At 58.1% G+C, this 17,815-nt stretch carries 24 protein-coding genes; 22 read left to right on the top strand and 2 right to left on the bottom strand.

Annotated features, from left to right (window positions below; all coding sequences use genetic code 11):
- The coding region (locus tag NFS22_RS21295; RefSeq protein WP_251319694.1) for a hypothetical protein at positions 1-932 on the top strand (932 nt) is incomplete at its 5' end.
- On the opposite strand, the gene NFS22_RS21300 is transcribed toward NFS22_RS21295, so the two are convergent.
- Positions 910-2,076 carry a tyrosine-type recombinase/integrase gene (locus NFS22_RS21300; RefSeq protein ID WP_251319695.1) on the bottom strand — a complete coding sequence of 389 codons (1,167 nt, stop codon included), beginning with the start codon at positions 2,074-2,076 and terminating at the stop codon, positions 910-912. The two genes, NFS22_RS21295 and NFS22_RS21300, sit on opposite strands and share 23 nt — an antisense overlap.
- Positions 2,077-2,695: 619 nt before the next feature.
- A complete protein-coding gene (locus tag NFS22_RS21305; RefSeq protein WP_277614956.1) occupies positions 2,696-3,679 on the bottom strand; it encodes a helix-turn-helix domain-containing protein in 984 nt (327 codons plus the stop codon).
- Between the two features lie 146 nt (positions 3,680-3,825).
- On the opposite strand from NFS22_RS21305, the gene NFS22_RS21310 reads away from it, so the two are divergent.
- The 21 genes from NFS22_RS21310 (at position 3,826) to NFS22_RS21405 (ending at position 17,769) form a co-directional block, all read left to right on the top strand.
- Positions 3,826-4,026: a helix-turn-helix domain-containing protein gene (locus NFS22_RS21310; RefSeq protein ID WP_251319696.1), complete on the top strand. Its 201-nt coding sequence runs from the start codon at positions 3,826-3,828 to the stop codon at positions 4,024-4,026.
- 3 nt (positions 4,027-4,029) lie between these two features.
- Positions 4,030-4,194 carry a hypothetical protein gene (locus NFS22_RS21315; RefSeq protein WP_251319697.1) on the top strand — a complete coding sequence of 55 codons (165 nt, stop codon included), beginning with the start codon at positions 4,030-4,032 and terminating at the stop codon, positions 4,192-4,194.
- 3 nt (positions 4,195-4,197) lie between these two features.
- Positions 4,198-4,539 carry a helix-turn-helix domain-containing protein gene (locus tag NFS22_RS21320; RefSeq protein ID WP_251319698.1) on the top strand — a complete coding sequence of 114 codons (342 nt, stop codon included), beginning with the start codon at positions 4,198-4,200 and terminating at the stop codon, positions 4,537-4,539.
- A 20-nt stretch (positions 4,540-4,559) separates the two neighbouring features.
- Positions 4,560-4,826: a hypothetical protein gene (locus NFS22_RS21325; protein WP_251319699.1), complete on the top strand. Its 267-nt coding sequence runs from the start codon at positions 4,560-4,562 to the stop codon at positions 4,824-4,826.
- Positions 4,823-7,162 carry a virulence-associated E family protein gene (locus NFS22_RS21330; protein ID WP_251319700.1) on the top strand — a complete coding sequence of 780 codons (2,340 nt, stop codon included), beginning with the start codon at positions 4,823-4,825 and terminating at the stop codon, positions 7,160-7,162. Before NFS22_RS21325 ends, NFS22_RS21330 begins: the two co-directional genes overlap by 4 nt.
- 145 nt (positions 7,163-7,307) lie before the next feature.
- The gene (locus NFS22_RS21335) at positions 7,308-7,628 is read left to right on the top strand and encodes a hypothetical protein (RefSeq protein ID WP_251319701.1); all 321 of its coding nucleotides are present in this window, start codon (positions 7,308-7,310) and stop codon (positions 7,626-7,628) included.
- 112 nt (positions 7,629-7,740) lie between these two features.
- On the top strand, positions 7,741-8,121 hold the full coding sequence (locus tag NFS22_RS21340; RefSeq protein WP_251319702.1) for a hypothetical protein: 381 nt from the start codon (positions 7,741-7,743) through the stop codon (positions 8,119-8,121).
- Positions 8,118-8,738, top strand: coding sequence for a sigma factor (locus NFS22_RS21345; protein WP_251319703.1), 621 nt, complete (start codon positions 8,118-8,120; stop codon positions 8,736-8,738). Before NFS22_RS21340 ends, NFS22_RS21345 begins: the two co-directional genes overlap by 4 nt.
- A gap of 298 nt (positions 8,739-9,036) precedes the next feature.
- A complete protein-coding gene (locus NFS22_RS21350; protein WP_251319704.1) occupies positions 9,037-9,861 on the top strand; it encodes a hypothetical protein in 825 nt (274 codons plus the stop codon).
- On the top strand, positions 9,861-10,433 hold the full coding sequence (locus NFS22_RS21355) for an HK97 gp10 family phage protein (protein ID WP_251319705.1): 573 nt from the start codon (positions 9,861-9,863) through the stop codon (positions 10,431-10,433). Before NFS22_RS21350 ends, NFS22_RS21355 begins: the two co-directional genes overlap by 1 nt.
- Positions 10,426-10,785: a hypothetical protein gene (locus NFS22_RS21360; RefSeq protein WP_251319706.1), complete on the top strand. Its 360-nt coding sequence runs from the start codon at positions 10,426-10,428 to the stop codon at positions 10,783-10,785. The genes NFS22_RS21355 and NFS22_RS21360 overlap by 8 nt, the downstream gene beginning before the upstream one ends.
- A complete protein-coding gene (locus tag NFS22_RS21365; RefSeq protein WP_251319707.1) occupies positions 10,785-13,148 on the top strand; it encodes a phage tail tape measure protein in 2,364 nt (787 codons plus the stop codon). The genes NFS22_RS21360 and NFS22_RS21365 overlap by 1 nt, the downstream gene beginning before the upstream one ends.
- Before the next feature lie 261 nt (positions 13,149-13,409).
- Positions 13,410-14,033: a sigma-70 family RNA polymerase sigma factor gene (locus tag NFS22_RS21370; RefSeq protein WP_251319708.1), complete on the top strand. Its 624-nt coding sequence runs from the start codon at positions 13,410-13,412 to the stop codon at positions 14,031-14,033.
- Positions 14,030-14,377 (top strand): hypothetical protein, encoded by a 348-nt coding sequence (locus NFS22_RS21375; protein WP_251319709.1) that lies wholly within the window; start codon positions 14,030-14,032, stop codon positions 14,375-14,377. Before NFS22_RS21370 ends, NFS22_RS21375 begins: the two co-directional genes overlap by 4 nt.
- A 91-nt stretch (positions 14,378-14,468) precedes the next feature.
- A complete protein-coding gene (locus tag NFS22_RS21380) occupies positions 14,469-14,738 on the top strand; it encodes a hypothetical protein (protein ID WP_251319710.1) in 270 nt (89 codons plus the stop codon).
- A gap of 30 nt (positions 14,739-14,768) precedes the next feature.
- Positions 14,769-15,101 (top strand): DUF6431 domain-containing protein, encoded by a 333-nt coding sequence (locus NFS22_RS24185; protein ID WP_420908900.1) that lies wholly within the window; start codon positions 14,769-14,771, stop codon positions 15,099-15,101.
- A 5-nt stretch (positions 15,102-15,106) separates the two neighbouring features.
- Complete coding sequence (locus tag NFS22_RS21385) at positions 15,107-15,592, top strand: hypothetical protein (RefSeq protein WP_251319711.1); 486 nt, start codon at positions 15,107-15,109, stop codon at positions 15,590-15,592.
- Positions 15,589-16,137: a hypothetical protein gene (locus NFS22_RS21390; protein WP_251319712.1), complete on the top strand. Its 549-nt coding sequence runs from the start codon at positions 15,589-15,591 to the stop codon at positions 16,135-16,137. Before NFS22_RS21385 ends, NFS22_RS21390 begins: the two co-directional genes overlap by 4 nt.
- 302 nt (positions 16,138-16,439) lie before the next feature.
- Positions 16,440-16,838, top strand: coding sequence for a hypothetical protein (locus tag NFS22_RS21395; RefSeq protein WP_160233025.1), 399 nt, complete (start codon positions 16,440-16,442; stop codon positions 16,836-16,838).
- The gene (locus tag NFS22_RS21400) at positions 16,832-17,200 is read left to right on the top strand and encodes a hypothetical protein (protein ID WP_160233026.1); all 369 of its coding nucleotides are present in this window, start codon (positions 16,832-16,834) and stop codon (positions 17,198-17,200) included. The genes NFS22_RS21395 and NFS22_RS21400 overlap by 7 nt, the downstream gene beginning before the upstream one ends.
- Complete coding sequence (locus NFS22_RS21405) at positions 17,200-17,769, top strand: HK97 gp10 family phage protein (protein WP_160233027.1); 570 nt, start codon at positions 17,200-17,202, stop codon at positions 17,767-17,769. Before NFS22_RS21400 ends, NFS22_RS21405 begins: the two co-directional genes overlap by 1 nt.
- Positions 17,770-17,815: the final 46 nt, after the last annotated feature.

Raw genomic sequence — 17,815 nt, forward strand, 5'->3', positions numbered from 1 at the left:
ACGCCGTGAACTATGACGGCCAGACCGACATCACAGCCACCAGCACCAAGACCTTTGAGCAGGGCGTTGTGGTGGTGGGCCGGGCCAAGGCGTGGGTGGAAAAGGATTTTTCCTACGACATCACCGGCGGCCAGGACTTCATGGACAACGTGGCCAAGCAGGTGGCGGATTACTGGCAGGACATTGACCAGGACACCCTCCTGGCCATCCTCCGGGGCGTGTTCGCCATGACCAGCACCAAGGGCGCTGAGTTTGTGAAAAAGCACACCTATGAGGTGGACGGCCCCATGGAGGCCACCACCCTCAACAGTGCCACCGCCCAGGCCTGCGGGGACCACAAGAAAAAGTTTTCCATGATTTTCATGCACTCCGTTGTGTCCACCAATCTGGAAAACCTCAACCTCCTCACCGCCCTCAAGTACACGGACAAGGAGGGCGTGACCCGTGACCTGACCCTCTACACCTGGAACGGCAAGCTGGTCATCGTGGATGACGGGATGCCCACCGAGCAGGCGGAGGGCGGCTCCACCGTTTACACCAGCTATGTGCTGGGTGAGGGCACCATCAACTATGAGGACATCGGTGCCAAGGTGCCCTATGAGATGGCCCGTGACCCCAAGACCAACGGCGGCCAGGATACGCTTTACACCCGGCAGCGCAAGGTCTTTGCCCCCTTTGGCCTCTCCTACGAAAAGGCCAAGCAGGCCAGCCTCTCCCCCACGGATGATGAGCTGGCGGACGGGACCAACTGGGACCTGGTGCACTCCGGCGAGGCTACGGAGGCGGAGCGGTCCTACGTCAACGATAAGCAAAACGAGTTGACAAAACAGGCGGAAAACATTACAGCACAAGGGTCAGGACGGCTTTTGTTTTCCTGCTCCCGGCCCTTTTCCGCTTATTTCCGCTTTGCTACCGCTCCAGCACGGTTTTAATAAAGCCCTCCATACGGGCGGCGCTGTCCTGTCTCATACTTTCCGTGAAATGGGCATAACGGTCCAGCGTAAAGGCGGCTGTAGCGTGGCCCAGATTGCTTTGCACCGTCTTTATATCATCCCCCGCCCGGATGGCGTTCACGGCATATGTGTGGCGCAAATCGTGAAAGCGCACCCCCTCCAGACCGGCGGCGGCTGTCAGTCTTGTAAAATGATACCTTACGCTTTTCTGCTTGAGCGGCCCGCCTGTGGCGCTGGTGAACACAAGGCCGTGGACGTTATCCCACTCAGGGCCCACCTGTAACTGCATTTCATACTGGCGGCGGCGCTGGGCCTTGAGCTCCAGCATGACGGACGGGGCCGGAGTGAGCGTCCTGGCCTTGCCGCTCTTTGGGGAGATAAAAAGCCCGGCGGCTCTGTGTTCGGGACGGGCAAGCTGCTTGTCAACGGTTATCGTACCCCGCTCCACGTCCACGCTGTCCCAGGTGAGGCCCAGCAGCTCCGACAGGCGCATACCCGTGAACAGGGCCACGGCCACAAGGTGCTCCAGGTCCGTACCATTTGCGGCGGTCAGCAAGGCGGCGGCTTTCCCATCGTCCAGGGGCTTTATCTCCACCCGGTCCATTTTCGGCAGCACGCACTTGTCAGCCGGATTTTTGGGGATATATTCCAAGTCAACCGCCTTTTCAAGAGCCGTGTGCAGGACCATCCAAATGTGGCGGACCGTCTGCGGAGCCAGCTCCAAGGCGTTGATAAAACCCTGTATCGTGTGCGGGTGGATGCGGTCCAAGCGGGCGGCTCCCAGGGCGGGCTTGATATGCAAGCGGATACAGTACTCATAGGAGGAAACCGTGGCGGGCTTGACACCGCCCAAATAGTCCTTTTGCCAAATGTCCAGCCATTCCCCCACGGTCATCTTGCAGGGCGGGGTGTAGGTGCCCCGGTTGACCTCCACGGCTACGGCCTGCATCTTCTCCCGGACTTCCTTTTGGGTCTTGCCGGAAAAGGTCCGCTGTACTTGTTTACCAGTGAGCGGGTCCCGGCCTGTGGTGATACGGGCCTCCCAATAGGTGTACTGCTTTCCGTTCCTGGTATGTGTGCGCTTGTGGATGCCCCCACAGCCGGGGGCGGCTCTTTTCACCATGATGTGCCTCCTTTTTCGATTGACACACCTGGCCCTCCTGTGGTACACTGAGAGGGCGCAAGGGTGCCTTGTTTAGCTGACCTGGTATTTTTGTGCATCTCGCCGCTCAGGGGTTGCAGCCCCTGGGCGGTTCTTTATTATGCGCTGTTATTATATGCGGTTGCCTTTTGTCAAATTCTGTGATATGCTGGGTGTAGGAAAGAATCATCTTTCAGCGCTGCCAGTAACGGCGGACGGTAGGCCCTCTCAACAGGGGGCAGCTTCTTGCCCTCTGATCTTCGGAAAGGGGGGCTGCCCAATGGTTACATACGGTGAACTGTTTCAGTACACGCTTGTCATCATCGGCATTATCGGCCTCTTTATTGCGGTCAATAAAAAGAAGTAACCGCCCGGTCCCTCAACCTGCGGTTACTTCTGTAACATAGCATAGGGGGCCAACCGTCTACCGGCGGCGCCCTTTCTATTCTCAGTATAACCGCTGTCTGTTTGATTGTCAAGTGCAGCTTATTATGTCCGCTCCTGTGTGGGGCGGCTTTTTTTATTGCCTGTGGTCGATTCCATTCCGCTATTTCAATAAAACGGGGCATCTTTTGAAGCTCATTTATAGCGTGATAGCGGGCTACCTCCTGGGGCCTCTCGCTTTTTTGGAGAGCGGGAATGAGCGGTTGCAATAGCGGCAAAAGGCTTTGCCTGTTGCCGGGTCCCCTCTCAATGTCATCCCACAGATCGGGCAGATCATGGTGATGGACTGTATACGGCCCTCTGGCGGCTCCTGGGGCCCCTCCGGCGGGGCCTCTGCCGCTTTACCCTCCTGCGGCGCTGGCGTGTCCTGTGGGGGCTCTGTGGGCGGCTCTTGGGCCTGATATTTAGGCATCTCCACCAAGTCCTCAGCATAGGTGGCAACTTTCTCCCGGCCCTCCTCATTGAGCTTGTCCAGGGCGGCGGCTATGCGGCGCTGTGGGGCGTTAGCAAGGAGAGCGTTAATCATTGTGGATTTTCCAAGGCCCGTGATACCCAAAGAGTGCTCATAGCGCACCGCCTGGTCTTTCAGCTTTTCTAACCGCTCCCGCCGTTCTGGAGGCACCCCCCTCAGCTTGTAGAGCGGGGCGCTTATACGCACAATCTGTTTTTGCTCCTCCTGCCCCACTTTATCCAGAGCGGCGGCAACTTGCTCTTTGGGGGTGGCCTTTAGTTTGGCCAGTTCCTCCGGGCTGAGGACAAGCGGCTTGCCGTCCTGGAGTTTGGCCATCAACGCCTCCAACTCCTCTGGGGTGGCGCTGTGTTCCACAACTTCCGGCGTGGATATAAGGCCGTCCTCCTCTATGAGTTTTGGAGGGTTTCCGCTGGAATCATCATCAAGCCCCTCTCCCCAAATAAAGAGCTCCTTAAATGCCTCTTTGTCAACCTCCCCCCAGTCTACAAGGGTATGAGCTGAAACGCCCAGAGCATCTGCTATGTGCAGGAGCAGATCATAACGGGGTTGGCGTTGCCCTTTTTCATACCGCATAATTGCCACACCAGAAACACCCACTTTTTCCCCAAGTTCAACTTGTGTCATTCCGGTTTTTTCACGGGCGGCTTTTATGCGCTCACCAATAGTCACTTTATCACCTCCGACATTAGTATAGCACAGTGCAAACAATTAAACAACCGTTTTGGTAAAATTTTTTATTTCCCTATTGACTTACAACCAATTTGGTAGTATAATCCGATTAAACAACCAAACCGGTTGTTTCTGGAGGTGAAATAATGAAAGCAGACCGCAAAAAACTGGAGCTGGCAATGGCAAGGGCTTGCATGAGTAGTGCAGACCTGCCCGTGGCCGCTGGGCTCCCCCGGCCCACAGTGCAAAACGCCATTGTAGGCAAGAGCGTCCGTCCCGCCACTTTGGGCCGCATCGCCAAGGCGCTGAACGTAGACCCGGCGGAGCTTATCGCAGAGGAGGACTGACCCATGCAGAAACCTATCACTCAGGCCAGCTTGAGGCGGTTCCCCGCCGCCGTCATCTATGACGGGCCGCCGCTCGGCAAGTTCTCTGTCTGGCTGGATATGGACAGCTTGAGGCGGCAGGAGCCGGTCAAAATCCCGGACCCCAGCACCACCAAAGAGGAGGTATGACCAATGCGGAAATGGAAAATCACTTTGCCCGGCGGGCAGTCGTTCACCATGGAGAGCGATGAGCCGGGGCAGGCCCTCATCAACAAGGGCTACACTTCTTTCTCCATGGAGGAAATCATCCCGCCCCCGCCTGTGCCGGAGGGCATCAATGTCAACCCGGATGGCCGCTTGACCCTGAGCGTGGCGGAGGCGGCCAAGGAGCTGGGCATCTGCACCAAGAGCGCCTATAACCTTATCCATCGGGCGGATTTTCCCACCGTGCGCATTGGCAAGCGGGTCCGCATCTCCCGTGCTGGCCTGGCGGAGTGGGTCCGGGCTCAGGAGCAGAACAGAGCGAGAGCGTAAAAAGAGAGGAGTACATAGCTATGAAAAGCATCATTGAGATTCCCGTGCGGCGTTTCCCTGTCATCGTCTATGACAAGCGCTCCACGGTGGAGCTCCCCCTGGCGGAGAATGTTACCCTGAGCAAGCAGCAGCTCCAGGCGGCTATGGTCTGCGGGCTGTCCAGCAATGAGGTCATCACCCGCATCTGCGAAAAGAAGGGGTACAAGGTGCTGGAAATCGGCACCCCGGACAAGGTGACGCTCACCGTGGACCTGGACGCCCTGGCCTGGAAGGAGTTGGAGGCATGAACGTCAACCGCTCCTTGGCCGTCTATGTCACCACCAACCGCAAGGCGAGGGTGTATCGGGCGGCCCCCATGAGCCTCCAGGAGCTCCTTGACCGGCTCAAGGTGTCCCAGGTTATCCCCCACACCATTGAGGCCTACAAGGCCCTCCCCAAGCCCCAGCAGGATGACCTCAAGGACATCGGCGGCTTTGTGCCGGGGGAGCTGGAGGGCGGACGGCGCAAGGCCGGGGCCGTGCTGTCCCGCTGCGCCGCCGTCCTGGACGCCGACAACCTCCCGGCTGGCGGCACGGATGAGCTTATTCGCCGGGTAGCGGCCCTGGGCCTGTGCTGCTGTGTCTACTCCACCGCCAAGCATAGCCCCCAGGCACCCCGGCTCCGGGTGGTGTTCCCCTTTGCGGCGGACATCCCGGCGGAGCAGTACCCGCCCGTGGCCCGTCTGCTGTGCCGGTGCATCCAGCAGGAAATGACCTGGTTTGACCCCACCACCGCCCAGGCGGAGCGGATGATGTACTGGGCGGCCCACTGTCTGGACGTGGCCCCGGTATGGTATGAGCAGGACGGGCAGGGCCTGATGGACGCCGCCGCCCTGCTGGCCCAGCAGCTCCCCACCTGGCAGGACCCCGCCGCCTGGCCAGCTTTCCCCAATGAGCAGCGGGACATGGACAAGGCACTCAAGAAAGCCCAGCAGCAGGACCCGGAGGGCAAGGAGGGCGTTATAGGGGCGTTTTGCAGGGCCTACAACGTGCCCGCCGCCATGGACAGGTATTTACCCGGCGTCTATGAGGAAACGGCCACAGAGGGCCGCTACACGTTCACCGGGGGCAGCACCTGGGGCGGCGCTGTGCTGTACGATGGCGGCAAGTTCCTCTACTCCAACCACGCCACCGACCCCGCCGGGGGCAAGCTGGTCAATGCCTTTGACCTGGTGCGGCTCCACAAGTTCTCTGATCTGGATGACGGGGCCCCAGAGGGGGCAAGGGGAAACCGTCTGCCCAGCTTTGCGGCCATGGCCAAGCTGGCCCGTGAGGATGAGGCCGTGGCGGCGCTCATGGCCCAGGAGCGGGTGTCCGCCGTGGAGGACTTCCAGGAAATCGTGGACCAGGAAAACGCTCTAAAGCTGGCCCAGTGTGAGGGCTGTGTGCTGTCGGAGGACATCATGGAGCTTGCGCTAAAAGCGTTTGGCGTTCAAATCCGGCGCAACCTCATCACCGGCAGGGCCGACATCACCGGGATGCCCGCTACATACTCCACGGAGGAGGCCGTCAACACTCTGCCCACCATGCTGGCGGACCGGCTCCGGGTCATCGGTATCAAGGGCGTCAACCGTACATCCATTGTGGATTGTCTGACCAACCTGGCGGACAAGTACCGCTATAACCCCGTGCTGGATATGCTCCACGCCGCCGCATGGGACCGGGTGCGCCGGTTCCCCAAGCTGCTGGACATCCTGCGCATTGACCCCGGCAGCTTTTACGCCCTGCTCTTTCGGAAATGGCTGATACAGTGTATTGCCCTGGCCCACAACAGCGCCAATTACCAGGAGGCCGCTGAGGGTGTGCTTGTCATCCAGGGGCCGCAAGGTATTGGCAAGACCACGCTTTTCCGCAAGCTGGCGGTGAGGTCTGACTGGCTGGCCGAGGGCGTGACCCTGGACATGAAAAACAAGGACTACATCATCCAGGCCGTGGGTGTTTGGATTGCGGAGCTGGGGGAGCTGGAGAGCACCTTGAAGAAGGAACAGGCCAGCCTCAAGGCGTTCATCACCCAAAAGATGGACCGCATCCGGGCCCCGTATGCCAGAGAGGCCACGGACAGGCCCCGGCGTACCTCTTTCAGTGCTACGGTCAATCAGGAGGCGTTCTTGCGGGATGAAACCGGGGCCCGCCGGTTTTGGGTGGTGCCTGTGGAGGACATGGACACGGATGAGCTCAACCGGCTCCCCCCGGAGTGGTTCGTCCAGCTGTGGGCGGAGGTCTACCTGTGGTGGTGGGAGAGCCCTCAAGGTTTTCGGCTGTCCCGGACAGAGCGGGAACACCTCAACCAGCTTAACCAGCGGTATCAGGAGGCCTTGCCTGGTGAGGAGGAAATCCGGCAGGCGCTGGATTTTGACTTACCCCTTGAAGCCTGGAAGGAGTTCAGCGCCGCTCAGTTTACCAAGCTGTTTCTCTATGGTGAGAATATCACGGGCTACCAAGCCGGGCGGGTCCTGGCCAAGCTGGGGCGGGAGGATAACCGCATTACAAAGCGCATGGTGCGTGGCTGCGCTGTCTACCGTGTCCCCGCTAAAATCATGGGCCCCAATAGCGTTGGTGGTGTAGATGGTGTACTACGCCAATAGAACGCTGAAATTGGAAAATTAGGAAGATTAGGAGAATAGGCGTATTTATCTAAAATCTCCTAAATGTCCTAAATCTCCAAATACGAGCTTTTACGGCGGTAGACCCACTACTACACCATCTACACCATAGAGGGGAGGCTTAACAATGGCACGCAGGGACCCGGAAAAAATGCGGGACAAGCTCATCTGGGAGCGTATGGCCCTTGAGATGGCAGCGCTGCATGAGCTAATAGGCAAAATCCAAACCGACCCGGACTATCAAGCGGTCATGGACTGCCAGGCCTGGGACCGTCTTGGAAAGATGGTCTACTATTTGAACAATGTTCGGTCCTGGGCTGAGAGGCGCATGGCCCGGCACATCTCGGATTGGAATACCCAGACTTTTTACCCGCATGACAGCGGTAACCTTGAATCGGCTGTTGCGGCGTTTCGCAATAGCGTGAAGGAGGCCATAGAGAACAAATGAACAACCAAACCACCACCCAGAGGCTGCAACCTCTGAGCGGCGGGAGAAAAACCAGGTCAGCTAAACAAGGCACCCTTGCGCTCTTTCCGCAAGGGTGCGGAAAGGAGTTTTTATGGTCTACATGACACGCTCAGATTTGGAGCGGCTGAATGTCCTGCGTGAGGATGTCCGGCTTGAAGCGGAAGCGCTCAAAAAGCTGCAAGGCATCACACCCCATACCGCTGAGGTCATCCCCCTCATCAAAGCGGACATGGTCGCAAAGCGGGCTCAAATGGAGGTCGAGCGGGAGCGGGTTCAGCGGTATGTGGATGAGATCAAGGACCCTATCACCAGGGGCATCATTGAGGACCACTACTTGAACGGCAAGCCGTGGTATGAAACCGCCTGGAACGCCGCCCAGGCCCTCAGCACCAACAGCGCATGGAACAAGGCTATGCGCTACATATACGCCCGGTGCGGCCTGTGCGCCAAAAAGAGGGGGCCCAGAAAATGACGGTGGAGGAAATCGTTGCCCGTATCAAGGCCGGGGAAACTGACCTTTTGCCCGCACTCTGGGAGCGGGTAGAGGGCTTTGTAAAGAAAAAGGCTAACGGCTTTTTGTACGGCCATACCATGGCTTATGGCATGGACTTTGACGATTTATGCCAGGAGGGCTTTTTTGCGGTACTGGACGCCGTGAAAAACTACGACCCCGCCACCTGCTCATGTCATTTCAAGTCCTATCTGGCTACCGTCATATCCCGCCGGTATCTTAACCTTGTGTATGTGCGCCCAGGCTCCGACATTGGGCCTAAAAATCCCCTTGACCGCTCCGTAAGCCTTGACTTGCCTGTGGGTGATGAGGATGGGGAAACCATTGCGGACACTCTCATGGATGACAATGACCCAGCGGATGACGTACTGCATGAGCTGTGGCTGGCTGAATTGCGGGAAACGATGGAGGCAGCTCTGTCAAGCATCAAAGCGGAACAGGCCGCCGCCCTGCGCAGCCGATGGTATGGAACAGACGGCGGCTCCATGTCCAAGGCGGAACGGAAAGCGGCTGACCGGGGGCTCATGGCTTTGCGCAAGCCGTCAATCTATCAGATTTTGAAGGGCTTTAGGGATTGAGACTGTATCGGCACCGCCCGCCACACCCCATGGAGTGGATGGCGGTAACCGTCACCCGCCGCTGGGCGGTGTTATTGCTCTGTGAGCCTCCTTTTTCCGATAGGCCGGGAGGGCCCTGGGCTTTTATCTCTTTTCACCGGGGCCCTCCTGACCGAAAGCACCCCAGGACCCAGACACGGCCCGCCCATAGCTGTTGCGCTCCCCTCTGCCCATACTGGCGGGGGCGGTAAAGCGCTCACGGGCGGGCCGTGTCTGGGCCTTTTGGCTACAAGCAACACAAGAAAAGGAGATTTTAACCATGGAAATCAAAATCAAGGAAAACATCGAGAACGCCGTCAAGCGGCACCGGGTCCTCAGTGAAAAGTTGCTGAAAGAGACAACGGAGCTGGTGACAGACCCCTCCATTGTCACCCAGTTGCTGAAACGGCACAGCCCGGAGATGGCCGCCAAGCACCTGCAAGAGCAAATCAACGGCATGGTGCTCCAGGCCAATGACTTGGACAAGCTGTATAACGCTGAGGTGAAAAAGAACATTTCCGAGGCCAAGCTGGCCGCCGTGCCGGAGGCCGTGCGGATGTTCACCAAACCGGCGGACTACCAGCAGCAAATCAGCAACGCCCTGGCTTTCCTGACCCTGGAGGGGGAGCGTCTGACCGACCAGGCCGCCTTTGCCATCCTCAAGCCCTTTTTCAACGACTGGGAGCAGATGCACCTTTTCGAGCGGGCGGTGCTCCAGCAGATGCACCTGGAAAACGAGTACATGACCCGCTCCGCTTTCCCCACGGCGCTGGGCGCTGTGCTGGATAAGGCGGACACTTACACCGCCCTGTTTGGGGAGGCGGAGATGCTGGCCGGGCGGCTTTTCATCCGCAAGAAAGAGCACACTTCCGCCTGTGAAATCGGTGAGTTCCCTGTCTATGGCGGCTATGGCCTGGACAGCTATGATGAGGTGGCCGCCGAGGAGCGCATCGTGGAGCTGGCGGGGCTCATTGAAACCCTGGGCAGCGACAAGGCTTTTGTCTATGACAGCGCCGATTTTAAGTATGGCCAGATTTATCAGGCCCGTCACCAAATCGGCTCTGTGAGCCCCACCGATACTGACGCCGGTTTTGTGTGGCTGTAATGAAGTGGGGACGCTGTGAATACCGGCAGCTCATCAAGCTCCGGGACAACCTGGCCAAGCTTCAGAGCGCTGACCTTGATAAGTTTTGCCGGGACACGTCCAAGGAGCTGGCCGCTCGTCTGTTGTCCCTGGTGATACCGGCCACACCCGTGGGCAACTACAAGACCGAGGTCAAGGTGACCGCCAAGCGGGACAGCAAGCACCACAAAAAGGGCGATGTCTACACCAAGCGTGTCAATCGCTCCGGCAAAATGGGCGGCACCCTGCGCCGGGGCTGGACGGCCCGGACTGAGGGAGAGGCCGCCGGTGGACAAGGCCACCCAACGGCAGATCAGGCGAAAGCATACGCTGAGGCCCTGCCCATTTCCAAGCAGGGCACCACCTACGTTGTGGAGGTCATCAACCCCGTCCATTATGCCAGTTATGTGGAGTTTGGCCACCGCACGCCCGGCGGCGGCTGGAAAGAGGGAAAATACTTCCTCACCATATCGGAGCAGCAACTGAGGGGACAGGCTCCGGCCATCATTGAGGACAAGCTGAAAAAGCTGTTGAGGGGGGCTTTCAATGTCTGAGCTGAACAGAAATATTGAGGTCATTATCCCCGGCAAGCTGGCCGCTGTCAAGTTCTCATATATCCCCTTTATCCCGGAAATCGAATACACCCCGGACCCGGACCAACCGGCCTATACAGAGGCTTGCCGTATCACGGATGGCGGGGTGTTCCTGCTCAACAAGGACCTCCCCGGCTATGAGCTTTTGAAAAGCATTGTGCGGAAAGTCATCCGCCTCCCGCTCCACCGGCTCAACCGGGAGCGGGCAAAGCTGGCCAATAAGAGAGCCAAGACCCCCTATGAGGATTTATATTGTCTGTGCCTGGAGGCGGAGCTGGAGCGGCGGGAGAAGGCGAAAAGAGGTGTGCACTAATGGCTACAATCAAATCCCAAATGGCCCTTGACGATGGTATGAGCCGGGTGCTGTCCAAAATCGTCAACGGCCTCAATACCACACTGGACGCCTTTGAGCAGGTCCAGCGGGCCTCCGGCTCCGCCTTGGACGTGGCCAACATTGAGGCGGCACGGGCGGGGCTGGCTGAGGCCGGGGCGGAGGTCAAGGCCATGGAGGAGTATTTCCGCCAGGCGGCAGAACAGGAGGAGCGACTGAACAACGGCGTCAATCAGGGCGCATCCGCCATGGATGGGCTGTTGAGCAAGGCCGCCTCCCTTGCCGCCACCTACATGAGCATATCCGCCCTCAAGGGCTTTGCTACCAGCTCCATGGAGGCCGCTGACACCCAAATTGGGGCCCAGGTGCAGCTCCGCACGGTGCTGGACAATATGGGTGCTACGGACGTTTACGGCGATATGGCGGACACTATCACGGGCACGGCTCTGGAGAGCACCCTGACACTCAACACCGCTGAGGCGGAGGGCAATTATGGCGCTTTCGCCGCCGGTATCACCGGCAATCCGCTGGAGCTCCAGGTGGACACCTCCAACGCCATGAGCGCCTATGACGCCATCACCCAAAAGGCGGCAGGCATCCAAAGCCGGGGGATGTTCGGGGATGAGGCGATGATTGCGGGGGCGGCGGAGCTGGCCACCTATTTCTCCGATACCGAGGCCATACTTAGCATGATGGACACGCTCACCAACTACGCCGCCGGTATGTCTAACGGTGCGGCGGTAGACGCATCCGCTATGGTGGACTATGCCACCAACCTGGGCAAAATCATGTCCGGCTCCTTTGACGCCATGAAAGACCGGGGCTTTGAGTTCACCGACACTCAGAAAGCAATCATTGACGGCACCGCAACAGAGCAGCAAATCATTGCAGGGCTGGGGGCGGAATATCTCAGCCTGAGCTCCGATATGCAGGCCGCCGCCGTCATCCAAAGCGTCATTAACGAGGGCTGGTCCGGGATGTATGAGGCCATGAGCGGCGCACCTATGGGGCTCATCCAGCAGCTCAACAACGCCCTGGGGGACATCCAGGAGAATGTGGGGGCCGGTATCTATCCGGCGGTGCTGGACCTTGTGCAGACCGTCCAGAACAGCCTCCCGCAAATCAACACCGCCGCCATGGGCCTGGCTACGGTGCTGGGCTTTGGCATCACATTGCTCACCAATTTGGTGGGCGGCGCTATGGCGTTCGGCTCCGCCGTGTCCGAAAACTGGAGCTGGATAGAGCCCATTGTCTGGGGCATCGTTGCGGCACTGGGGGCCTATGGCGCTGTGCTGCTGGCGGTCAACGGGGCCCAGATGGTCCACAATGCCCTGGAGGCAGTTTCCAACGGCTTGAAAACCGTGGCCGCCGCCCACTCCGCTATAAAGGCCGGGGCCTCACTCACGGAGGCAGCAGCAACAAACACCGCCACGGGCGCACAAATCGGGCTCAACGCCGCTCTGCTGGCCTGTCCCGTCACGTGGGTGGTAATTGGCGTTATTGCTCTCATTGCCGCCGTGGTGGGTGTCATCCGATACCTTGACATTTTCGGCGCAAAGAGTACGTCCGTTTTCGGCACATTCATGGGGGTGCTCAATGTTGCCTGGCAATTTATACGCAACGTGGGCGCTGGCATCTCCGCCGTCTTTTTCGCTTGTTGCTCCAATGTTGAAACGGCTTTCCACAACACCATTGCCAATGTGCAGGGTTGGTGGTACGGCCTCTTGTCCACGGCCTTGACGGTGGTGGAGGGTATCTGTGCGGCCCTCAATAAGCTGCCCTTTGTGGAGTTCGACTATTCCGGCATCAGCGCCCAGGCGGATGAGTTTGCCGCCAAATCCGCTGAGGCCTATGGCAGCGTCAAGGAATATGAGAGCATCGGGGACGCATGGGGGAGCGCCTGGTCCGACAACTGGCAGGCGGACGCTTTCCAGGCGGGAGCGGCCTGGGGCGATGGCATAGCGGACAAGGTGGGCGGATTTTTTGACGGCATGGGCTACACCCCCGGCAGCATGGATGACCTCATGGAGAAATATGGCGGGGCTTATTCTCCTGGCACAGACAGCTTTGCCATGGACGGCCTGGGCGGTGATGTGTCTGATATTGCGGGTAACACTGGCAGTATGGCCAAATCCCTGGAAATCAGCGGTGAGGAGCTGGAATACCTGCGGGACATTGCGGAGCGGGATGCTATCAACCGCTTTACTACAGCGGAGGTCAAGATTGACCTCACTGGGATGACCAACAAAATTGAGGGCACCACGGATATTGACGGTGTTATCCGGGAGCTCACTGACGGCTTTACTGAGGCCCTGGTCACCGCCGCTGAGGGGGTGCACGCATAACGGAAAATAACGCTTTACCCTTAAAAAGCGGGCCGGGGAAAGTGGTCAATAAAAATCATGTTTTCCCAGGCCCCTGACTACCTTATAAAACCTAACATTGGTGGAGCTTTCGAGTGATGCCATAGAGGGGGCGGGTGGACAAGCTGCCCGCCCCCGCCATTTTAAGGCACCCTGACAGGCGCTCACGGGCCGGGAGTATGAAAGTATATAGGACCGCTCAAAAGGGCGTGATTTTTCCAGCGGAAAAAGGAGGCTTGCACCATGACAAATGAGGAGCTTGTGGCGCTGATACAAGCCGGGGAGCGGGACAAGCTCCCGGAGCTGTGGGAGCAGGTGGAGCGCTTTGTGGCCCTTCAAGCTAACCGGCTTCTCCATGCTATGGGGCCGGATAAAGCGGCCCTTGCCGGGGTGGAGTTTGGCGACCTCTACAACAGCGGTTATTTTGCCCTTGTGGATGCCGTGGAGCGGTATGACCCGGCGGCTGGGTGCAAATTCATCACAATGCTGGGAATGCGCCTAAAATCGTACTTTTCGGAAACTACGGGCTTTCGGCTGGCTCGCCAAAGAAAAGACCCGCTGAACAACGCCAAAAGCATGGACGCAAGGCTCAAGGAGAACGATGAGGACAGCGGCGCTTTCGGGGACTTTATCCCGGACCCTAAAGCGGCCCAGGCCCTCCAGGCCGTGGAGGACACCATATCACGGGACTACACCCGCAAGGCTGTTAGGGAGGCCCTGGAACAGCTTTCCGTGGAGGAGCGGCTGGCCGTCAAGGCGTATTACTACGAGGGCCGCACACGTAGGCAAGCGGGGGGCGCTGTACTGGAGCGGGCAGAGCTGCGCCTGCGCTGTCTGCTGGAAGATAAACGGGAGGGAATGCTATGACGATGTTAGACCTTGAACAGCTCCGCCCCCTGCGGAGTGAAATCAAGATGCACGACAAGCAGCTCCGCAAGCTGGAGTGGGAATATGAGGCCGCACACTGGCCGGAAAAGGTCCAGGAGGTATGGGAAATCATAGAGGGCCAACGGCGGCGCTGTAAGGCCCAGCTTGCGGAGCTGGAGGGCTTTATAGCAGGTATCAAAGATGACTTTACCCGGCAAGTTTTCACATTGCGTTATGCGGATGGACTGGCCTGGAAAGAGGTTGCAGGGCGGGCCCCCGGTATAAATAGATCGGATGCCATGCGGGCAATAGTAAGCCGGTATTTGGAACGGGAGAGCGCATAAGCGCCCTCCCGTTTCTTGCTTTTACCCACCCAGTTTGCCTTTATGCCCTCCAAATAGCGTGCCATAATTAGCGCTGAGGAGTGAGCTTGTCATGGAACTTGGAGCCTTATATGCAACAAAAAGGGTGGCGGAGTACGCAAATCAAAGCCTGCTATTTAGGGTGGAGCTGTCTATTATTCTCTCCAGGTATTGCTCTGGTGATTGGGGTGAGCTGTGCAAAGAGGACCGGGAACAAAATGATTATGCTCTAATTGCCGGAGGGCGGATAATGGGCAGCTATGGCACCTGCGCCGGAAAGGTGTGGATTATTACAGAGTGGGACAGGAGTGCCACCACTATCCTTTTCCCGGATGAATACTAAATTGCAGGCCCGCACCTGGACAACGGCCTCATGGTTACCATCACTGATTACACCGTTGAGTATAATTCCCAAAAGGATGTTTACCGCATTGTGTCCAGGGAAATCCTCTTTTGCCCCTTGTGTGGTGGAAAACTATCTGGCTATGACACCCGCCGCCGCCATATCGTGGACTACGCTGGAAATACATACTGGCTCTTGTTGCAGCGTTACAGGTGCTCAAGGTGCAAAAAGCTCCATGTAGCAGCTCCCTCATTTATCATACCCCAAAAGCACTATGAGGCCACCGTAATTGTGGACGCCAAAGCCGGAAAAGCGGAGTTTTGCCCGGCTGATAATTCTACAATACGGCGATGGAGGAGGTGATGATTGTGCTGAAAAAATACCTGCCCATGCTGGGCGCTGGGGCCCTGTCTGTGTGCATTTTACTGGGCGGGGTATTCCTGGGCACCCGGATGGGTCAACCGCCCAGTAACGTGTCCCAGGAGGCCGCTGAGGCCCACAGCACCGGCACGGAGTATGCGGTGGGTGGCGTTGGCTCCATAGCAATCCCCGGATATGACAAGCTCACCTTTAAGGCCGGGGCGCTCACGCAGTATGTAACTCTTGAAAACCCCAGCGAAAACACCTGCTATTTTGTTATCTCCATCGTGCTCCCGGACGGGACAGAGATATACAAATCAGGGATGGTGGCCCCTGGAGCCGTCATTGATTGCTTGCGCCTCCGTGCCGCTCCTGCTGTTGGCGTCTATGAAAACACCCTGCTTAAATATTCATGCTGGAATGTTGACGATGATGGGGAGCTGTCAGAGGTCAACGGGGCCAATACACTTTTTACATTGGAGGTCATACCATGAAAAAGAAAATCAGTCTGCTTTTGAGTTTGGCCGTTGCCACGTTTTGCCTTTTCCCACAAGTCGCCTTTGCGGCCAATGAAACCACCGGCAGCACAGACATTGTGCTGGAATTTCCTCAGCCAAGCACCGGGGACGATGGGCCCTCCTACTCCTACAAGGTCAACATACCGGCCAACTTTACACTCACAAACGGTAACACCAGCTTTCAAATTACCGCCTCTGAAATGACCATCCCGGAAGATAAAGAGCTGGTTGTGCGCATCAACGGCGCTGAGACTTTTGAGAATGACGGCAGCTTTTACCTCTTTCTGAACGGGGACAAGGCCAGTGAGAATTGGGTGCTGTGCAACATATTCCGCCTCAAGGGGGCTATTTCAAGCGCCGCCCTGGGTACAAACCCGGTTATTGCGTCATTCAGACCGGGGGAACTCTCACCGCATGACTGGGACAGCATCCGCTTTGAGGCCGCCGTCCCTTATGGGGATGCGTCTTTTCAACCTGGAACCTATACCGGGACCGTCTATTATACCATTGGCCTGGAATAATCTATCATACTGAAACCCGCCGCTCCCTATGCTGGGGGGCGGCTTTTTTTGTGGCCTATATTCCCGGCTTATTTTCCGCTCGCTTTCACTCTTTCTCCAATTTTTTACTGTTTGCTTTTTCTCTTACTTTCCCGCTTTTGCCTATTTCCATCATTGCCCACACATTTCTATACCATACAAATATATAAAAAATCAGATGATACTTTCCTATTTTTAACTAATTTTATTTACAAAATATGTACTTTCTCTACGTCAACGATAAGGTCATCGCCATCGCCCGCATCAAGTCCAAGGGGTAAGCCGTGGACGTGTATGAGGCTGTGGTGTCCCGGCTGGCCATGCTGGGGTATCAGGTCACCGAACAGGACAAGCCCGCCATCGACTACCTGACCAGCAAGTGCCGGGTGGCGCTCCTGGCCAGCATCCACCACAAGGACGTGCCGGACGGCCTCATCTACACGCTGGTGGACATGGTGGCGGGCTCATTCCTGCAAGACAAGCTGAACGCCGGGGGGCTGGAAATTGAGGGCCTGGACTTTTCCACCGCCGTTAAGAGCATCACGGAGGGGGACGTGTCCGCCACCTTTGCCGGGGCCAGTGACGGCGTTTCCAGCCCGGAGGGGCGCTTTTTGGCCACCCTGGACGGCATGGTCCACCCATCGGAGAAAATCCTGGGGGCTTTTCGGAGGTTGAAATGGTGACGCTTGAACGCTACAAGGCAGCGGTCCAGCGCCTTTGGACCGGCAAGGCCACCGTCACCGTGCGGGAGGGTGTGCTGAATGAGGCCAATGGCCGCACGGAGCCCGTTGAGCGGGTGCTTGTGGAGGGGGCGGCCTGCCGCATCTCCCACAAGACTGTCACCGCCACGGAGCCCTCTGAGGAGGCCGCCAAGACAGTCCAAACCGTTACGCTCTACATTGACCCCTCCGTGGACATCCCGGAGGGGTCAAAAATCACCGTGACACAGAACAAGGTCACCCGTGACTATGAGCGGAGCGGCACCCCGGCGGTCTACACCGTCCACCAGGAGGTGCCGCTTGAGCTGTGGGAGGGGTGGGCCTAATGGCCAGATGGGGCAACTGCGATTATAGGCAGCTCCAAAAGCTCCGGGAAAACCTGGACCGGCTCCAAAGCGCTGACCTGGAGAATTTCTGCCGGGACGTGTCCAAGGAGCTGGCGGCCCGCCTGCTGGCCCTGGTGATACCCCGGACCCCCGTGGGGGACTACTCCAAGGAGGTCACCGTGACCGTCAAGCGGGACGGTAAGCACCACAAAAAGGGGGACACCTACACCAAGCGGGTGACCCCCAGCGGCAAAAAAGGCGGCACCCTGCGCCGGGGCTGGACGGCCCGAACGGAGCAGGAGGCCGCCAGCCGTGGCGGGAACAGCAACGCCAAGGCCTATGCCCAAGCCCTGCCCATCAAAAAGCAGGGCGGCAGCTACCTTGTGGAAGTCATCAACCCCGTCCATTATGCCAGCTATGTGGAGTTTGGCCACCGCACGCCCGGCGGCAAGGGATGGGTGGCCGGGCAGTATTTCCTCACCCTATCAGAGCAGGACTTGAGGGCGCTGGCCCCGGCGCTCATTGAGAAAAAGCTGGAGGCGCTTTTGCGGGAGGTGTTCCGTGTCTGAAATCAGTTTTAACAGCATTTTTGACGGCGTGAGCCTTGCGGTCCAC

The organism is Flintibacter muris (assembly GCF_943192995.1).
Lineage (GTDB): Bacteria > Bacillota > Clostridia > Oscillospirales > Oscillospiraceae > Lawsonibacter > Lawsonibacter muris.

Bases quoted from the DNA above. Each gene is read 5' to 3' on its own strand.
- NFS22_RS21300 (WP_251319695.1), bottom strand. From the start codon at position 2,076: ATGGTGAAAAGAGCCGCCCCCGGCTGTGGGGGCATCCACAAGCGCACA.
- NFS22_RS21310 (WP_251319696.1), top strand. From the start codon at position 3,826: ATGAAAGCAGACCGCAAAAAACTGGAGCTGGCAATGGCAAGGGCTTGC.
- NFS22_RS21315 (WP_251319697.1), top strand. From the start codon at position 4,030: ATGCAGAAACCTATCACTCAGGCCAGCTTGAGGCGGTTCCCCGCCGCC.
- NFS22_RS21320 (WP_251319698.1), top strand. From the start codon at position 4,198: ATGCGGAAATGGAAAATCACTTTGCCCGGCGGGCAGTCGTTCACCATG.
- NFS22_RS21325 (WP_251319699.1), top strand. From the start codon at position 4,560: ATGAAAAGCATCATTGAGATTCCCGTGCGGCGTTTCCCTGTCATCGTC.
- NFS22_RS21330 (WP_251319700.1), top strand. From the start codon at position 4,823: ATGAACGTCAACCGCTCCTTGGCCGTCTATGTCACCACCAACCGCAAG.
- NFS22_RS21335 (WP_251319701.1), top strand. From the start codon at position 7,308: ATGGCACGCAGGGACCCGGAAAAAATGCGGGACAAGCTCATCTGGGAG.
- NFS22_RS21340 (WP_251319702.1), top strand. From the start codon at position 7,741: ATGGTCTACATGACACGCTCAGATTTGGAGCGGCTGAATGTCCTGCGT.
- NFS22_RS21345 (WP_251319703.1), top strand. From the start codon at position 8,118: ATGACGGTGGAGGAAATCGTTGCCCGTATCAAGGCCGGGGAAACTGAC.
- NFS22_RS21350 (WP_251319704.1), top strand. From the start codon at position 9,037: ATGGAAATCAAAATCAAGGAAAACATCGAGAACGCCGTCAAGCGGCAC.
- NFS22_RS21355 (WP_251319705.1), top strand. From the start codon at position 9,861: ATGAAGTGGGGACGCTGTGAATACCGGCAGCTCATCAAGCTCCGGGAC.
- NFS22_RS21360 (WP_251319706.1), top strand. From the start codon at position 10,426: ATGTCTGAGCTGAACAGAAATATTGAGGTCATTATCCCCGGCAAGCTG.
- NFS22_RS21365 (WP_251319707.1), top strand. From the start codon at position 10,785: ATGGCTACAATCAAATCCCAAATGGCCCTTGACGATGGTATGAGCCGG.
- NFS22_RS21370 (WP_251319708.1), top strand. From the start codon at position 13,410: ATGACAAATGAGGAGCTTGTGGCGCTGATACAAGCCGGGGAGCGGGAC.
- NFS22_RS21375 (WP_251319709.1), top strand. From the start codon at position 14,030: ATGACGATGTTAGACCTTGAACAGCTCCGCCCCCTGCGGAGTGAAATC.
- NFS22_RS21380 (WP_251319710.1), top strand. From the start codon at position 14,469: ATGGAACTTGGAGCCTTATATGCAACAAAAAGGGTGGCGGAGTACGCA.
- NFS22_RS24185 (WP_420908900.1), top strand. From the start codon at position 14,769: ATGGTTACCATCACTGATTACACCGTTGAGTATAATTCCCAAAAGGAT.
- NFS22_RS21390 (WP_251319712.1), top strand. From the start codon at position 15,589: ATGAAAAAGAAAATCAGTCTGCTTTTGAGTTTGGCCGTTGCCACGTTT.
- NFS22_RS21400 (WP_160233026.1), top strand. From the start codon at position 16,832: ATGGTGACGCTTGAACGCTACAAGGCAGCGGTCCAGCGCCTTTGGACC.
- NFS22_RS21405 (WP_160233027.1), top strand. From the start codon at position 17,200: ATGGCCAGATGGGGCAACTGCGATTATAGGCAGCTCCAAAAGCTCCGG.